The organism is Derxia gummosa DSM 723, assembly GCF_000482785.1.
In the GTDB taxonomy this organism is placed as follows: Bacteria; Pseudomonadota; Gammaproteobacteria; order Burkholderiales; family Burkholderiaceae_E; genus Derxia; species Derxia gummosa.
Genome location: NZ_AXWS01000013.1, coordinates 619,379 through 635,560, shown reverse-complemented (window position 1 = coordinate 635,560; position 16,182 = coordinate 619,379). Strand labels below are relative to the sequence as shown.

The window sequence follows — 16,182 nt, the reverse complement described above, 5'->3', positions numbered from 1 at the left end:
CGCGGCGCGACCGGGAACGGGGCCGTGGCCCCGGATGACGGGCGCGATCCGCGCCGTCGCTGGCTTCAGAAGTCGTAGGCGAGGCGCGCGTAATAAAAGCCGCCGTTCAGCCCGAAGGGGCTGTAGCTGCCGTAGTTGTAGGTCGCGTCCACGAGCGTGGGCAGCGCGCTGCCGAGGCCGGTCTGGGTCGGCGACACGGGTTGCCGCGTGGGCCGGATGCCGAACAGGTTGCTGGCGCCGAGCGTGGCGGTGAGCTGCCTGGCGAAGCGCCAGCTCGCCTCGGCGTCGGTGATCCAGCGCGCCGCGAAGAAGCGGTCGAGCGCGGCCGTCGTGCCCGGCTCGGTGTACTTGCCGAAGCGCGTGAGCCTGAGGTTTGCGCTCCAGTCGCCGACCAGCCAGTTGGCGCCGAGCACGAGCTTGTCGCGCGGCGTGGCGTCGGTGAGCGTGAGCCGCGCCTGGCGGCCGAACACCACGTAGCCCGAGCCGAGAAAGTCCAGTTCGGCCGGGTTCTCCTTGACGCGCCGCACCGCGAGCTTGTTGAAGCTGTAGAGCGCCGACCAGCGCACGAGGCCGAACGCGCCGTGGTCGGTCGTCAGCTCCGACGCGAGGTCGATGCCATGCACCTTCACGTCGGCGGCGTTGGTGTTGTATTGCGCGGCGTAAAGGTTGCTGTAACCGAGCGAGGCGAGCCGGTCGCGCACGAGGGTGGAGCCGGGGCCGTCCACGAGGTTCTCGCCCTTGACGATGAGGTCGTCGACGAGGATCTGGTAGGCGTCGAGCGTGACGCGCGCCTGCTTCGTCGGCTCCCAGGTCGCGCCGACGCTGAAGTTGAGCGACTTCTCGGGCTTGAGCGGCCGGGCGCCGAGGGCGCGCGCGAGATCGCTCGACGCGGGCAGGTATTGCGCGAGCAGGTTCTGGGTGCTGCCGTCGGGCAGGCGGATCGAGGTCTGCTGCGTGACCGAGAAGGCCTGCTGCGCGAGCGACGGCGCCCGGAAGCCGTTGTTGACCGTGCCGCGCAGCGCGAAGCCCGGCGCCACTTCGTAGCGCGTGGCGAGCTTGCCGGCGACGGTGTTGCCCGAGCTGTCGTCGTAATGCTCGGCGCGGCCGGCGACGCTGCCCGACCAGCGCTCGGTGAACTTCGTGCCGAGGTCGATGTAGGCCGCGAACACGTTGCGCGTGACAACGCTTGCATCGCCCGGCCGGTTGCCGACGAAGGATTGCAGCCCGGCCGGCGGACGCTGGCCGGCGCGCGGGCCGGACGGGATCACGTAGCCGCCGTCACGCCACGAATCCGGCTCGCCGGCGCCCTCGGCCCAGAGTTCCCAGCGGTGCTCGGCGCCCCACGACAGTTGCACCGGATTGGGCAGGCCGAGGTCGAAGCCGCGCGTGACATCGAGGTTGTTGGTCCATTGCTGGAAGCGCATCGAGCCGAGGTAGAAGCGCGTCTTGCTGTCGGGCCCGAGCGAGGCGTTGAGCGTGTTCTGCGCGCCGAGGCGCACGGCGTCGCGGCCGTAGGTGCTGCCCAGATCCCAGTTCCAGCCGGCGAGCAGGCCCTTGCCGCCGAGAGTGAGCTGGTAGTCGGGCTCGCTGATGAGGCGCTGGGCCGCGAAGCCGTCCGGAAACACCTCGGGCAGCGAGCTGACGCTGTTGGGCCGGAAGGTGCCGCGCGTATCGACGATGCTGCGGTGGCTGTAGGTGCCGAAGCTGTAGAGCGCGAGGTCGGTGGCGACGGGCAGCTCGGCGTTCCACGCGAAGTTGAGCACGCGGTCGCGGTTGGAGCGGCCGTAGCCCTTCTGCAGCAGGCGGTCCACCGTGGCGTCGCGCGGGTCGGGCGTGGCGCCGGGCGTGCCGTAGGGTACGGGCTGGCCGTTGAGCAGCGGGTAGTAGAAGCTGCCCTGGGCATCGCCGGCCGCGTAGGACGGGCCTTGCGAGCGGGTGTCGAAGGACAGGCTCGCGAAGCCGCCGTCCTCGCCGAGCGCGAAGCCGTGGTTGATCGCGGTCTGGAACAGGTCGCCGGGCGAGTCTTCCTGGCGGCCGGCGGTGACGGAGGCCGTGCCGCCGCTGTCGTTGCGCTTGAGGATGATGTTGAGCACGCCGGCGATGGCGTCGGAGCCGTATTGCGCGGCAGCGCCGTCGCGCAGCAGCTCGATGCGCTCAATGGCCGAGATCGGGATGAGGTCGAGATCGACCGGCGTGCTGCCGGTGCCGAAGTTGTTGTACACGGCCGTGCCGTGGCGGCGCTTGCCGTTGATGAGCACGAGCAGCGCGTCGCCGCTCAGGCCGCGGATGCGCGTCGGCCGGATGCTGGCCGAGGTGCCACCGCCCGGCTGCGCGGCGGCGGTGAAGGACGGGATGAGCGTGCCGAGAATCTCGCGCAGGCTGGCCTTGCCAGTCTGCGCAAGCTGCTCGCCGTCGATGACGTCGATCGGCGACGGACTGTCGGTAATGGCGATCTGGCCGCCCCGGCTGCCGGTGGTGACGACCACGTCCTGCACCTGGGCGGTGGCGGCATGGGCTAGCGCCGGCAGCGCGAGCGACAGCGGCAGCGCCGCGAGTGCCCGCGCCACCGGCCGCAGGCGCGGGCGGCGCGCAAGCGTTTGCAGACGACTCATGCGCTGACCTCGCGCGCGCTGCCGACCGCGCCGGCCTCCGTGCGATCGGCGCCGGCAACGCCGGCCGAGGCGCCCTGCCCGGCCGACTGCCGCTCCGCCTCGGCCCGCCGTGCCGCCGTGTGGCGGTTGACCGGCACCGCGAGGCCGAGATTGCCGCGCAGCGTCGTGTCCTCGTACTCGTGCCGGAACAGGCCGCGCGCCTGGAGCAGCGGCACGACCTGGGCCGCGAACTCGTCCAGATCGCGCGCCCGGCCGACGCCGACGTTGAAGCCGTCGGCCGCCCCGCCCCGGAACCAGCGCTCGACCTGATCGGCCACGGTGCTGGCCGAGCCGATGAAGTCGCTGCGCGGCGTGGCCAGGCGCAGCGCGGTCTCGCGCAGCGTCAGCCCCTCGGCGCGCGCGACGAGGCGGATGCGCTCGCTGTGGCTGCGGTAGGCGTTGCTGCCCGCGTCGCCCAGGTCGGGGAAGGGCGCGTCGGGGTCGTACCGGGTGAAGTCGTGGTAGCCGAAGGGCCGGCCGAGCTGCACCAGTGCCGCGTGCAGATCGACGCTCTCAGCGCGGCGGCGCCATTCGGCCTCGGCCTCGGCGTCGGTCGCGCGCAGGATCGGTTGCAGGCCGGGGAAGACGAGGATCGAGTCGGGATCGCGGCCGGCGGCCTCGGCGCGACGACGGATATCGGCGCGGAAGGCGACCGCCTCGTCGAAGCTCTCGGGCATCGAGAAGATCGCGTCGGCGGTGCGCGCGGCGAGGTCGCGGCCGGCGTCGGAGCTGCCGGCCTGGAAGATCACCGGCTGGCCCTGGGCCGAGCGCGAGATGTTGAGCGGCCCGGCCACCGAATAGAACTCGCCGCGATGGCCGAGCGCGTGCTGGCGGCTCGGGTCGAGGAAGCGGCCGGCGGCCTTGTCGCGCGGGAAGGCGTCGTCCTCGTAGCTGTCCCACAGGCCGCGCACCACGCCCAGATGCTCGGCCGCGCGGCGGTAGCGCTCGCCGTGGTCGTAGTGCCGCTCGCGGCCGTAGTTGCCGGCCGCGCCTTCGAGGCCGGTGGTGACGACGTTCCAGCCCGCGCGGCCGTGGCTGATGAGGTCGAGCGAGCCGAACTGGCGCGCGACGTTGAAGGGCTCGCTGTACGAGGTGGTGAGCGTGCCCACGAGGCCGATGCGCGAGGTGCCGCCCGCGAGCGCGGACAGCAGCGTCAGCGGCTCCAGCCGGTTGAGGAAGTGCGGCGCCGAGTCGGGCGTGATGTAGGGGCTGTCGACGATGAACACGAAGTCGAACTTCGCGTCCTCGGCCAGGCGCGCCTTGGCGCGGTACCAGTCGATGTCGATGCTCGCGTCGCCGGGCACGTCCGGATCGCGCCAGGCGTCGGGCGCCGTGCCCACCCCGATCAGCACCGCGCCGAGCTTGAGTTGTCTTGCCGTCATGTGTCGCTCCTGTCTGGTCCGGCAATGACGGTAAGCGGCGGGAAGCGACGGCGTGACGATGCGAAATGAATATGTTTATTGGCTGCTGTCATGCATGTACGGCATGCAGCAGGGATGGGCGGTTGGCATGCGACGGACGTGGTGCGGAAAGGTCGGGCAGCGTGGCCGAGCCTGCTTGCGGTGATCGATGGGGGAAGGCGTCCGCGCGGGACCTTGATCAGACCTTCCTCCTCAAGCACTCCCACGCAAGCACCATCCCCAACCAACTCCCGGTCACATCCAACCCACTTCCATGCTGTTGGGAAGCCAGCAGCCCCCGCCTACCTTTCGGCCACCCAAACACACAAGCCGCAAGGAAAGCCACATGCCCTCCTCCCTCCCGCGCCGTCGGGCGCTTGCGTCGCTCGGCGCACTCGCCGCCGCTTCCGCGCTGCTGCCGGCTGGCACCGCCCGCGCCGCCACGCCGCTGCGCATCGGCTACCAGAAGTCGTCCACGCTCATCACGGTGCTCAAGGCGCGCGGTTCGCTCGACGCCGCGCTCGCGCCGCTCGGCGTGAGCCTGAGCTGGCACGAGTTCGCGAGCGGCCTGCCGCTGCTGGAGGCGCTCAACCTCGGCAATGTCGATTTCTCGGCCGACGTGGCCGACACCGTGCCCGTGTTCGCGCAGGCGGCCGGCGCCGATCTCACCTTCGTCGCGCGCGAGACGGCGTCGCCGTCGGCCCAGGCCATCCTCGTGAAGGCCGATTCGCCGCTGCGCACGCTGGGCGATCTCAAGGGCAAGCGAGTGGGCTTCGCGAAGGCGGCCGGCGCGCATTACCTGCTGCTCGCGGCGCTGGAGAGCGCGGGCCTGCGCTTTGCCGACATCACGCCGGCCTATCTCGCGCCGGCCGATGGCCGCGCCGCCTTCGAGCGCGGCGCGATCGACGCCTGGGTCGTGTGGGACCCGTTTCTCGCCGCCGCCCAGCGCCAGGCCGGCGCGCGCGTGCTGGCCGACGGCAAGGGGCTGGCGAGCTATCAGCGCTACTACCTCGCCGCGACGCCGTTCGCGAAGGCGCACCCGGACGTGCTCGCGGTGCTGGTGGACGAGCTGCGCCGCGCCGGCCAGTGGGTGAAGCAGTCGCCGAAGGACGCGGCCGCGCTGCTGGCGCCGGTGTGGGGCCTGGACGCCGACACGGTCGAGGCCGCTAACGCGCGCCGCAGCTATGACGTGCAGCTGGTGAAGGCCGGTTCGCTCGACGAGCAGCAGCGCATCGCCGACGCCTTCCTCGGCGAGAAGCTGCTGCCGAAGCGCGTCGACGCGCAGGCGGTGGCGCTGTTCGTGCCGCCGCGCGGCTGAGGCGGACGGCGCGCCGATCGGCGCGGCCTACTTGCCGCGCGTCTCGATGCGGAACTGCATCTCGGCGATGGCCTTGTCGAGCGCGCGGCGCGCGTCGGCGCCGCCGGGGCCGGCGTCGGGATAGTCGGTCCATTCGCCGTAGCGCAATTGCCAGCCGGCACGGCCCGGTTCGTCGATGCGCAGGATGAACTCGGGCACGTCGAAGGTTTCACCGGCGGCGGTGGTGACGGGCCGGCGTTCGGGCTGGAGGGGCTGATCGGGCGGGATTTCGCTCATGGGAGGGCAACCGGGGAATGACGGAGGCCGCGATTCTGCGGCAGCCGCGCCCGTGTCAGCGCCGCCCGCCCGCCGCCGCCTCGCGCTCGCGGTCGAGCATCGCGAGCGACGCCACCAGATCGGCGAAGCGCTCGCCCTGCACGATCACATGGCCGCGCAGCCGGCTCGCGGCGGCCTCGCTGTCGCCGGCGAGGATGGCGTCCACCACCGCGCCGTGCTCGTCGAACGAGGTCTGCATGCGGTTGCGCACGCGCAGTTGCAGCCGGCGATAGGGCCGCAGCCGGCGATGCAGCGTCGTTGCCTGCTCTTCCAGAAAGCTGTTGTGGCTCGCCGCGTAGATCGCGGCGTGGAAGTCTTCGTTCAGTCCGTAGTAGCGGTCGGCGTCGGCCGCGTCGCGCGCGGCCTGGCAGGCCAGATGGGCCTCGCGCAGCCGCAGCTGTTCGGCCGGCGTGATGCGCCGCGCCGCGAGCCGGCCGCACATCGCCTCCAGCTCGGCCATCACCTCGAACATCTCGCACAGCCGGTCGGATGAAATCTCGGCCACGACCGCGCCGCGCCTCGGCCGGATCTCGACCATGCCGACCGCCGCGAGCTGGATCAGCGCCTCGCGCACCGGCGTGCGCGACACCTCGAAGCGGTCGGCCAGCTCCTGCTCGTCGAGCCGCATGCCGGGCGTGACGCTGCCCGTGACGATCAATTCCTCGATGGCATCGCTCAGTTGTTCCGACCGGCGCGGCGGCTGGCTGCTCATGGCGCTCCCCCTCTGGTTCTGGTTAACGATTATACGGATGCGTTGACGTATGCATTCAATCAGAACTAACGTGCATACAAGACAAGAGCTTGCGAATACATATCGCTGCCGTCCTTCTTCAGTCCTGACCCGCCGAAGACCCTGATTGGCGACCGTTCCGCGAGGCCGGACGGCGCCGCCCACCCGGAGAGGAGACGCTCCATGAATCGCCACCGCCGCGCCCTGTTGCAGGGCCTGACGGCCGCCGCCGCATTGCCCTTCGTGGGCTTCGAGGCTGCCGCCGCCACCAATCTGAAGATCTCGCACCAGTTCCCGGGCGGCACCGCCACCGAGGGCGACTTCCGCGACCGCCTGTGCCGCAGGTTCGCCACCGAACTCGAAAAACGCTCCGGCGGCGCGCTCGGCGCCACGGTCTATCCCGGCTCGTCCCTCATGAAGACCAACGCCCAGTTCAGCGCGATGCGCAAGGGCGCGCTCGACATGTCGCTCGTGCCGCTGTCCTACGCCGGCGGCGAGGTGCCAGAGGTCAACATCGGCCTCATGCCCGGCGTCGTCACGAGCTACGAGCAGGGCACGAGCTGGAAGACGGCCGAGGTCGGCAAGGCGCTGTCGGACATCCTGGCCGACAAGGGCGTGATCCTCGTGAGCTGGATCTGGCAGGCCGGCGGCACCGCGAGCCGGGGCAAGGCCCTCATCGAACCCGAAGATGCCAAGGGAATGAAGGTTCGCGGCGGCAGCCGCGAGATGGACATGGTGCTCAAGCAGGCCGGCGCCGCCGTGCTCTCGCTGCCGTCCAACGAGATCTATGCCGCGATGCAGACCGGCGCGCTCGACGCCGCGATGACCTCGTCCACCAGCCTCATCTCCTTCCGGCTGGAGGAGGTGGCCAAGCAGCTCACCACCGGACGCGGCAAGACCTACTGGTTCATGTTCGAGCCGCTGATGATCTCGCGCAGCATCTTCGAGGCGCTGCCCAAGGACCAGCAGCAGCTTGTGATGACGGTCGGCGCCGAGATGGAGAAGTTCGCGCTCGACGCCGCCAAGGGCGACGACGAGGCCGTGGCCAAGGTGTACGAAAAGGCCGGCGGCAAGGCGAACGACATGAGCGCCGCCACGGTCGCCAAGTGGCAGGCGATCGCGCGCGACACCGCGTGGAAGGACTACGCGGCAAAGAACGACAACTGCGCCCGCATCCTCAAGCTCGTGGAGAAGACGCTATGAGCCACGGCTTCGAACTCGAAGGGCACACGCCCGCCGCGCCGGTGCTGCCGGCGCGCGGCGCCGTCGCGCTGGCCGGGCGGGCGCTCGGCTTCCTCAACCGCTCGGTGCTCGGCGTGTCGATGCTGGCGCTGCTGGGCGCCTGCGGCATCCTCACCAGCAGCGTCTTCCTGCGCTACTTCCTGCACGAGCCGACCGACTGGCAGGACGAGGCCGCCGTCTTCCTGCTCGTGGGCGCGACCTTCCTGTGCGGCGCGCATGTGCAGGGCCAGCGCGGCCACATCGGCATCGAGGCGCTCGCCGGCCTGCTGCCGCCGGTGCTCGACCGGGTGCGCCGGCTGTTCTGCGACCTGGCCTCGGCCGCGTTCTGCGCCTTCTTCTGCTGGAAGTCGTGGACGCTGTTCCACGAGGCCTATGTGGACGGTCAGACCACCTCGTCATCGTGGGCGCCGCCGCTCGCGATTCCCTACGGCCTGATGTCGGTCGGCATGACGCTGCTGGTGCTGCAACTGCTGCTCCAGGTGGCGCTGCATTTCGTGCGGGAGGACAAGCGATGAACGCGACCACCATCGGCGCCCTCTACGGCGCGGGCACGCTCGTGCTCATGTTTTCCGGCATGCCGATCGCGTTCGCGCTCGGCGCCATCGCGGTGCTGTTCATGTGGGCCTTCATGCCCGGCGCCGCGCTCGATACCGTGACCCAGAACGTGTACGAGGAGATGGCGAGCATCACGCTGCTGTCGATCCCGCTGTTCATCCTCAAGGGCGCGGCCATCGGCAAGAGCCGCGCAGGCGCCGACCTGTATTCGGCCATCCATGCGTGGATGCACAAGGTGCCGGGCGGCCTCGGCATTGCAAACGTCTTCGCCTGCGCGCTGTTCGCGGCGATGGCGGGCTCGTCGCCGGCCACCTGCTCGGCCATCGGCAGCGCCGGCATTCCGGAGATGCGGGCGCGCGGCTACCAGCCGGGCTTCGCGGCCGGGATCATCGCGGCGGGCGGCACGCTGGGCATCCTGCTGCCGCCGTCGATCGTGATGATCCTGTTCGCGGTCGCGGCCGAGCAGTCGCTCGGGCGGCTGTTTCTCGCGGGCATCGGGCCGGGGCTGATGCTGGTGCTGCTGTTCGCGGGCTACGCGGCCTGGAAGTTCAAGCGCGACTACGCCGAGGCGCTGCGCGTGTACGAGGCCGGCGGCGTCAAGTCGGCCTGTCTGAACGAGGAGCACTTCACCCTCGCCGACAAGACCCGCATGCTGCCGCGCGTGCTGCCCTTCATCGTGCTGCTGATCGGCGTGATGGTTGCGCTCTACGGCGGCTTCGCCACGCCGTCGGAAACGGCGGGCCTCGGCGGCCTGCTGGCGCTGGCGCTGATCGCGGTCATCTACAAGGTGTGGAAGCCGGCCCAGGTCAAGCCCATCCTCGCCAGCACGCTCAAGGAATCGACGATGCTGATGTTCATCATCGGCATGTCGCTGCTGTACTCCTACGTGATGAGCTATCTGCACATCAGCCAGGGCGCGGCGGAATGGATCGTGGGCCTGCAACTGTCGCGCTGGGTACTGCTCGCGGCCATCCTTACCTTCGTGATCGTGCTCGGCTTCTTCCTGCCGCCCGTGAGCATCATCCTGATGACGGCGCCGATCATCCTGCCGCCGCTCAAGGCCGCCGGCTTCGACCTGATCTGGTTCGGCGTGCTCATGACCATCGTCATGGAGATGGGCCTCATCCATCCGCCGGTCGGCCTCAACATCTTCGTCATCAAGAACGTCGCGCCCGACATTCCGCTCAAGGATGTGATCTGGGGCGTGATGCCCTTCGTCGCGCTGATGTTCGTCGCGGTGATCCTGCTCTGCCTGTTCCCGGGCATCGCCACCGCCCTGCCCGACATGGTCATGGGCCCGACGACGGGGCATTGAGATGAACGCCTTCACCCCCGACCTCGCCGCGCCGCGTTGGAACCGGCTCGGCGCGAAACGCGACGCGGCGCTCGCCCGCGCCCGCGCGGTGAGCCCGACGCGCGAGATCCCGCCCGAGCGCATCGTCGAGCTGCTCGAAGCCGTGATCGAGCCGGGCGACCGGCTCTGCATCGAGGGCAACAACCAGAAGCAGGCCGACTTCCTCGCCCGTGCCCTGGTGCAGACCGACCCGCGGCGCGTGCGCGGCCTGCATCTCGTGCAATCGGTGCTGGCGCTGCCCGAGCATGTGGACATCATCGAGCGCGGCCAGGTCGAGCGCATCGACTTCAGCTTCAGCGGCCCGCAGGCCGGGCGGCTCGCGCGGCTGGTGGAGGGCGGGCAGATCGCGATCGGCGCGATCCACACCTATCTGGAGCTGTTCGCGCGCTACTTCGTCGACCTCACGCCCAATGTGGCGCTGGTCGCGGCGCAGGCGGCCGACCGGCACGGCAACCTCTACACCGGGCCGAACACCGAGGACACGCCCGTGATCGTCGAGGCGACCGCCTTCAAGGGCGGCATCGTGATCGCGCAGGTCAACGAGATCGTGGACGTGCTGCCGCGCGTGGACATCCCGGCCGACTGGGTGAACTTTCATGTGCGGGCGCCAACGCCGCATTACGTCGAGCCGCTGTTCACGCGCGACCCGGCCATCATCACCGAGACCCAGGTGCTCACGGCGATGATGGCGATAAAGCTGTACGCCGAATACGGCATCAGGCGGCTCAACCACGGCATCGGCTTCGACACCGCCGCGATCGAGCTGCTGCTGCCGACCTATGGCGAGGAGCTGGGCCTGCGCGGCAAGGTCTGCACGCACTGGGCGCTCAATCCTCACCCCACGCTGATTCCGGCGATCGAGGCGGGCTGGGTCGAGTCGGTGCACTGCTTCGGCTCGGAAGTGGGCATGGAGCGCTATGTGGCGGCTCGGCCCGACGTGTTCTTCGTCGGCGCCGACGGCAACCTGCGCAGCAACCGCGCGATGAGCCAGGCGGCCGGCCATTACGCCTGCGACTGCTTCATCGGCTCGACGCTCCAGATCGACCTGCAAGGCAACAGCTCGACCGCGACGAAGGGCCGCATCGCGGGCTTCGGCGGCGCGCCCAACATGGGCGCCGACGCGCGCGGCCGCCGCCATGCGAGCCCGACCTGGCTCAAGGCCGGCGCCGAGGCCCGCGCGCCGGGCGCGATGCCGCGCGGCCAGAAGCTCGTGATCCAGACCGTGGAAACCTTCCGCGAGCAGATGCAGCCGACGTTCGTCGAGACGCTCGACGCCTGGGCGCTGGCCGAGGCGTCCGGCATGGACCTGCCGCCGGTGATGATCTACGGCGACGACCTCACCCACGTGATTACCGAGGACGGCATCGCCAACCTGCTGCTCTGCCGCTCGGCCGAAGAGCGCGAGCAGGCGATACGCGGCGTGGCGGGCTACACGCCCGTGGGCCTCGCGCGCGACCGGCAGGCGGTCGAGAACCTGCGCGACCGGGGCGTGATCCGCCGGCCCGAAGACCTCGGCATCGACGTGCGCCGCGCGACGCGCGACCTGCTCGCGGCACGCAGCATCAAGGATCTGGTCCATGCCTCGGGCGGGCTGTACGACCCGCCGAAGAAGTTCCGCAACTGGTGAGCGCGATGGAAGAGATGACGATGGAATTTCCCGCGCGGCACTGGCGCGCGGCGGCGGCTGTGACCGACGGTGACGCTGCAAACCCTTGCGACACCGGCACCATGACGCCCGACGTGATGACTTTCGGGAAGGCGCGCGCCGACGCGGTGCTGTGCGGCGTGGTGTCGTCCGGCAACCTCGAAGTGCTGGTCGAGCCGGGCGACGACGCTTCGGTCTGCCGCATCGCGGTGGCGACCTCGGCCGAGGGCTTCGGCGAGATCTGGCGCGCGGTGCTGGCCGATTTCGCGGCGCGGCATGCGGTGGGCGGCCTCGCGCTGTCGATCAACGATGCGGGCGCGACGCCCGCCGTGGTGAGCCTGCGCCTCGGCCAGGCCTTCGAATCCTTCAGGAGCGCCGCATGAATCCGCGCCGGATCAGCTGGTACGAGGCGACGGCGCGCGCGCGCATCGCCGCGCTCGTCGATGCGGGCAGTTTTCGCGAGGCCTGCGGGCCGGGTGCGCGGCTCACGAGTCCGCATCTCGCGGCGCTCGGGGCGCCGGTGAGCTTCGACGACGGCATCGCGGTCGGCGCGGCCACGCTGGGCGGGCGGCCCGTGCTCGTCGCGGCGCAGGAAGGGCAGTTCAACGGCGGCGCGGTGGGCGAGGTGCATGGCGCCAAGCTGCGTGGCCTGCTCGACCGCGCCGTGGTCGAGCGGCCGGCCGCCGTGCTGCTGCTCGTGGACTCGGGCGGCGTGCGGCTGCACGAGGCGAACGCGGGGCTGATCGCGATTTCGGAGGTGATGCGGGCGCTGCTCGCGGCGCGCGCAGCCGGTGTGCCGGTGATCGCGCTCGTGGGCGGGAGCTGCGGCGCCTTCGGCGGCATGGGCATCGTGACGCGGCTGTGCAGCGCGGTCGTGATGTCGGAGGAAGGGCGGCTGAGTTTGTCGGGGCCGGAGGTGATCGAGACGGTCAAGGGCGTGGAGGAATTCGACGCGCGCGACCGGGCGCTGGTGTGGCGCGTGACGGGCGGCAAGCTGAGGCGCGCGCTCGGCGAGGCGACGCTGCTGGTCGAGGATGACGCGGCGGCGTTCCGGGCGGGGGTGCTTGGCTTGCTGGGCGATGACGCGGGCGCGGTCGGTTCGACAGGCGACGGCGCGCTCGGCCGGAGCGGCACTGGCGCGGGCGAGACGCCGGCCGGACTCGCGGAACTGCGCGCGGCCCAGACCGCGCTCGCGGCGCGGCTCGCGCGTTTCGGCGCCGCGCGCGACGGGCTGGAGGTGTGGCGCGCGAGCGGCTTCGACGAGCCGGCGCGCGTGCCGATGCTGTCGGCGGCGGAGTTCAACCGGGTGATCGACGAGCGGGCGGCGGACTGGCTCGCGGCGGGCGCGGCCGTTGCGTCCGGCTCGCCGGGCGCGCCCGCCGCAGGCGCGCAAGCGTTCGTAGGCGGCGGCGCAACGGCGCCCGACGACGCCCGCGCGCTGTGCGACCGCCTGTTCGGCGCGGGTCGCCACCGCATCGCCGTCGATGGCGATTTCGTCGCCGGCGAGGCCGAACTGGACGGCCGGCGCGTGCGCGTGATCGGCAGCTGGAACCGCGTGGCGGTGGATGTGTCGCTCGCGCTGCGCATCGCGGGCGCGGTGCTCGACGCGGTCGCGGCGGATGCTGGCGGCGCCGACGCGGCCAGGGCCGACCCGCCCCCGCCCATCGTCTTCATCGCCAGCACCTCGGGCCAGGCGCTGTCGCGGCGCGACGAGCTGCTCGGCGTAAACGGCTTCTTCGCGCACATCGCGCGCTGCGTCGATCTCGCGCGCCGGCGCGGCCATCGCACGCTCGCGCTCGTGCATGGCGAGGCGGTGAGCGGCGGCTTTCTCGCCTTCGGCCTGCTGGCCGACCGCACGGTCGCGCTGCCCGGCGCCCAGGTGCGCGTGATGGACCTGCGCGCGATGTCGCGCGTCACCAAGATCCCGCTCGACGATCTGCAAGCGTTTGCTCGGTCGTCGCCGGTGTTCGCGCCCGGCGCCGACAACTACGAGCGCATGGGCGCGATCCGCGAGGTCTGGCCCGAGGACGGCTGGCCCGCGCGGCTCGCCGAAGCGCTCGCGGCCGACGACGGCCATGCGAGCGACGAGCGCGCCCGGCTTGGCGCCGAACGCGGCGGACGCCGGCTCGCGGCCGAGGTCGCGGCGCGGGTCGCGGGCAGCGGTCCGGCGGCGCGCCTGCCTGCCGGGCCGGGCGCCGTGCCAGTCGGAGCCGCCGCATGACGCGCTGGCGCCGGCACGACCTCGTCTGGCTCGATGCCACGCGCGCCGACGCCTTCCGCGCCGCCCTCGCCGACCGCGAGGCCGTCGCCGGCTGGATCGCGGCGGGGCGGCCGGTGGTGGTCACGCGCCACATGCCCGACGCCGATCCGGCCGCCGGCATCGCGGCCGGCTTCACGCTGCCGGACATCGCCACGCGCCGTCGCGTCGCCCTCGCCTTCGCGCCCGATGCGGTGCTGCGCCACCGCGCCGCGCTCGCGCCGGGCGAGGTGATCGACGCCGCGCCGCCCGGCTGGCGCGCGACGCTCGCGCGGCTCGGCGCGAGCCCGCCGGCCGGCGCGAGCGTGGGCGTGTACGGCTCGCTCTCGACCCAGGCCGTAAGCGGCGAAGCCTGCGTGCGCCCGTCGAGCGACCTCGACCTCATCGTCGATTGCGCCGATGCCGACGCGCTGCGCCGCGCCCTCGCCTGGCTCGCGGCGCTCGACGCCACCGCCCTGCCCGGCGCGCCGCGACTCGACGGCGAGGTCCGCATCGACGGCCGCGCCGTCGCCTGGCGCGAGGCGGCGCAAGCGCTTGCAGAGTCCTTCGCTGCGACCGACTCGGCACGCAAGCTGCCCCGCAGCCCACCGCCTGACGCCCGAGCCGACGCGCCAGCGCCCGCCGGCCCGACCGTGCTGGTCAAGACCGACACCGCCGTCGCCCTGACCGGCGCGCAGGACTGGCTCCATCCGCCCGAGGCTGCCGATGACACCCGCCGCGCCGCCTGACGCCCACCTCTGCGGCGCCACGGGCGCGCCGGCCGACGGCGGCGGACTCGCGCTTGCCGGCGTCTCTGCCTCGGCCGGCAGCCGCGCGATCGCGCGCGACGGCACCGTCGCCGCCCGCAAGCCGCGCTCCGTCGCCCGCACCGACGCCGCTCCGGCCAGCCTCGCCGCCCGCATCGACGCGCTCTGCCGCGCCGCCCTGCTCGACGAGGCGATGGCCTGGCCCAAGCCCGGCCTCGTCACGCCCCGCGACAGCGGCAGCCACCGCGACATGAACATCGCCACCTTCATCGCAAGCGTCGGCGCGCTCGACGGCTGCTTCGCCGCGATGGCCGAGGCCGGCGCCGCCGACGCGCCGCTCGCCGTGCTCCAGCGCATCGGCATCGAGGCCGAACTGCGCATGCGCGCCGCGACCGCCGGCGTGAACACGCATCGCGGCGCCATCTTCAACCTCGGCCTGCTCGCCGCCGCCGTCGGCCTGCGCGCCGCGCGGCCCGCGTGCTGGGGCGGGCGCGCCGTGTGCGCGATCGTCCGCGAGCGCTGGGGCGACGCCATCCTCGCCGCGCGCGCCGAGGCGCCGGGCACGCACGGCAACGCGGTGTTCCGCGCTCACGCGGCCGGCGGCGCGCGCGCCGAGGCGGCGGCCGGCTTTCCCTCGGTGACGGACGTCGGCCTGCCCGCGCTGCGCCGGTTGCGCGCGGCCGGCATCGACGGCGAGCGCGCCCTGGTCGGCTGCCTGATGGCGCTGATGGCCGAGCTCGACGACACCAACCTGCTCTGGCGCGGCGGCACCGACGGACTGGCCCATGCCCGCGCCGCCGCGCGCGGCTTCCTCGCTGGCGGCGGCGTGCTCGCGCCCGACTGGCAGGCGCGGCTGTGCGCCCTGCATGACGACTTCGTCGCCCGGCGCCTGAGCCCCGGCGGCAGCGCCGACCTCGTCGCCGCCAGCGTCGTCGCCGACGCGCTCGACCGGCTGCCCGACGCCCCGCGACGGTCATGAACCGGCTCGCCATCCTCTGCTCCGGCCAGGCCGGCCAGCACGCCGGCATGCTCGACGCGATCATCGACGCGCCCGATCTCGCGCCGCTGCGGGCGGCGGCCGGCAGCGCGCTCGGCATCGACCTCGGCCGCTGGTGGCGCGGGCTCGACGAGGCGGCGCTGTTCCGCAACCGCGCGGCCCAGTTCTCGATCGCGGTCCGGCAGCTCGCGCACTGGTCGCGGCTCGGGCCGGCGCTGCCGCCGCCGGCGCTCGTGGCCGGCTATTCGCTCGGCGAGCTGATCGCCTGGCATGTGGCCGGCGCGCTCGACCTCGCGGCCACGCTCGCCCTCGTGCGCGACCGCGCCCGGCTCATGGACGAGGCGCTGGCCGACGCCACGCTCGCGGCCGGCGCCACGCCCGATGCCGACGCCAGCCACATGCTGCTCTGGCGCGGCCCCCAGGCCCGCCGCCACGAGCGCGCCCTGCGCGCCGCCGCCGAACGCGCGGGCTGCGCCGTCGCCATCGAGCGCCCCGGCGGCGACCTCGTGATCGGCGGTCTGCCCGGCGCCCTCGCCGCGCTGCGCGCCGACGCCACGCTGCCGCGCAAGCATCTCGCGCCGCTGCGCGTGACCGTGCCCTCGCACACGCGCTGGCTCGCGCGCGCCGCCGACGCCTTCCGCGCCGCGCTCGAAGCCGCGCCGCTCGCCGACGCCCGCTGCCCGGTGCTGCGCGGTACCGACGGTCGGCGCCTGCGCACGCGCGCCGAGGCCATCGACGCTCTGGCGCGCCAGATCGCCGCGCCGCTGCGCTGGGATGCCTGCAACGATGCGCTCGGCGAGGCCGGCATCACGCGCGCGCTCGAACTCGGTCCCGGCAGCGATCTCGCGCGCCTCGCGGCCGAACCCGTCGGCGCGGAAGCCGCGCGCTCGGTGGACGAATTCCGCGATCGGACCGCGCTGATCGGCTGGTGCGACGGGCCGGCCACCACTGCCGATTTCGGCTAACGCCGGC

General features: G+C 72.5%; 14 protein-coding genes. 10 read left to right on the top strand and 4 right to left on the bottom strand.

The window, feature by feature from the left end:
* Nucleotides 1-65: 65 nt before the first annotated feature.
* Nucleotides 66-2,612, bottom strand: coding sequence for a TonB-dependent receptor plug domain-containing protein (locus tag H566_RS0113380; RefSeq protein ID WP_028311835.1), 2,547 nt, complete (start codon nucleotides 2,610-2,612; stop codon nucleotides 66-68).
* A complete protein-coding gene (locus tag H566_RS25020) occupies nucleotides 2,609-4,033 on the bottom strand; it encodes an LLM class flavin-dependent oxidoreductase (RefSeq protein ID WP_084545070.1) in 1,425 nt (474 codons plus the stop codon). Before H566_RS25020 ends, H566_RS0113380 begins: the two co-directional genes overlap by 4 nt.
* Before the next feature lie 364 nt (nucleotides 4,034-4,397).
* Between H566_RS25020 and H566_RS0113370 the strand changes: the two genes are divergently transcribed.
* Nucleotides 4,398-5,369, top strand: a complete 972-nt coding sequence (locus H566_RS0113370; RefSeq protein WP_028311834.1) for an aliphatic sulfonate ABC transporter substrate-binding protein — start codon at nucleotides 4,398-4,400, stop codon at nucleotides 5,367-5,369.
* Between the two features lie 27 nt (nucleotides 5,370-5,396).
* Here the strand turns inward: H566_RS0113370 and H566_RS0113365 are convergent, their stop codons facing one another.
* Entirely contained in the window at nucleotides 5,397-5,645 is a 249-nt protein-coding gene (locus tag H566_RS0113365; RefSeq protein ID WP_028311833.1) for a hypothetical protein, read from the bottom strand.
* A 55-nt stretch (nucleotides 5,646-5,700) separates the two neighbouring features.
* A complete protein-coding gene (locus tag H566_RS0113360; protein WP_028311832.1) occupies nucleotides 5,701-6,396 on the bottom strand; it encodes a GntR family transcriptional regulator in 696 nt (231 codons plus the stop codon).
* 201 nt (nucleotides 6,397-6,597) lie between these two features.
* Between H566_RS0113360 and dctP the strand changes: the two genes are divergently transcribed.
* The 9 genes from dctP to H566_RS0113315 all read left to right on the top strand — a co-directional run bounded on the left by dctP (nucleotide 6,598) and on the right by H566_RS0113315 (nucleotide 16,175).
* Complete coding sequence (gene dctP, locus H566_RS0113355; protein ID WP_028311831.1) at nucleotides 6,598-7,617, top strand: TRAP transporter substrate-binding protein DctP; 1,020 nt, start codon at nucleotides 6,598-6,600, stop codon at nucleotides 7,615-7,617.
* Nucleotides 7,614-8,171 (top strand): TRAP transporter small permease, encoded by a 558-nt coding sequence (locus H566_RS0113350; RefSeq protein ID WP_028311830.1) that lies wholly within the window; start codon nucleotides 7,614-7,616, stop codon nucleotides 8,169-8,171. The genes dctP and H566_RS0113350 overlap by 4 nt, the downstream gene beginning before the upstream one ends.
* Entirely contained in the window at nucleotides 8,168-9,526 is a 1,359-nt protein-coding gene (locus H566_RS0113345; RefSeq protein WP_028311829.1) for a TRAP transporter large permease, read from the top strand. The genes H566_RS0113350 and H566_RS0113345 overlap by 4 nt, the downstream gene beginning before the upstream one ends.
* 1 nt (nucleotide 9,527) lies before the next feature.
* Nucleotides 9,528-11,192, top strand: a complete 1,665-nt coding sequence (gene mdcA / locus H566_RS0113340; protein WP_028311828.1) for a malonate decarboxylase subunit alpha — start codon at nucleotides 9,528-9,530, stop codon at nucleotides 11,190-11,192.
* A 101-nt stretch (nucleotides 11,193-11,293) separates the two neighbouring features.
* Nucleotides 11,294-11,593 carry a malonate decarboxylase acyl carrier protein gene (gene mdcC / locus H566_RS0113335; RefSeq protein WP_034411775.1) on the top strand — a complete coding sequence of 100 codons (300 nt, stop codon included), beginning with the start codon at nucleotides 11,294-11,296 and terminating at the stop codon, nucleotides 11,591-11,593.
* Nucleotides 11,590-13,431 (top strand): biotin-independent malonate decarboxylase subunit beta, encoded by a 1,842-nt coding sequence (locus H566_RS30495; RefSeq protein WP_084545069.1) that lies wholly within the window; start codon nucleotides 11,590-11,592, stop codon nucleotides 13,429-13,431. The genes mdcC and H566_RS30495 overlap by 4 nt, the downstream gene beginning before the upstream one ends.
* Nucleotides 13,428-14,195, top strand: coding sequence for a malonate decarboxylase holo-[acyl-carrier-protein] synthase (mdcG, locus tag H566_RS25010; RefSeq protein ID WP_051378724.1), 768 nt, complete (start codon nucleotides 13,428-13,430; stop codon nucleotides 14,193-14,195). The genes H566_RS30495 and mdcG overlap by 4 nt, the downstream gene beginning before the upstream one ends.
* Nucleotides 14,173-15,192, top strand: a complete 1,020-nt coding sequence (mdcB, locus tag H566_RS25005) for a triphosphoribosyl-dephospho-CoA synthase MdcB (RefSeq protein ID WP_084545068.1) — start codon at nucleotides 14,173-14,175, stop codon at nucleotides 15,190-15,192. The genes mdcG and mdcB overlap by 23 nt, the downstream gene beginning before the upstream one ends.
* Nucleotides 15,189-16,175: an ACP S-malonyltransferase gene (locus tag H566_RS0113315; RefSeq protein WP_028311826.1), complete on the top strand. Its 987-nt coding sequence runs from the start codon at nucleotides 15,189-15,191 to the stop codon at nucleotides 16,173-16,175. Before mdcB ends, H566_RS0113315 begins: the two co-directional genes overlap by 4 nt.
* Nucleotides 16,176-16,182 lie beyond the last annotated feature (7 nt).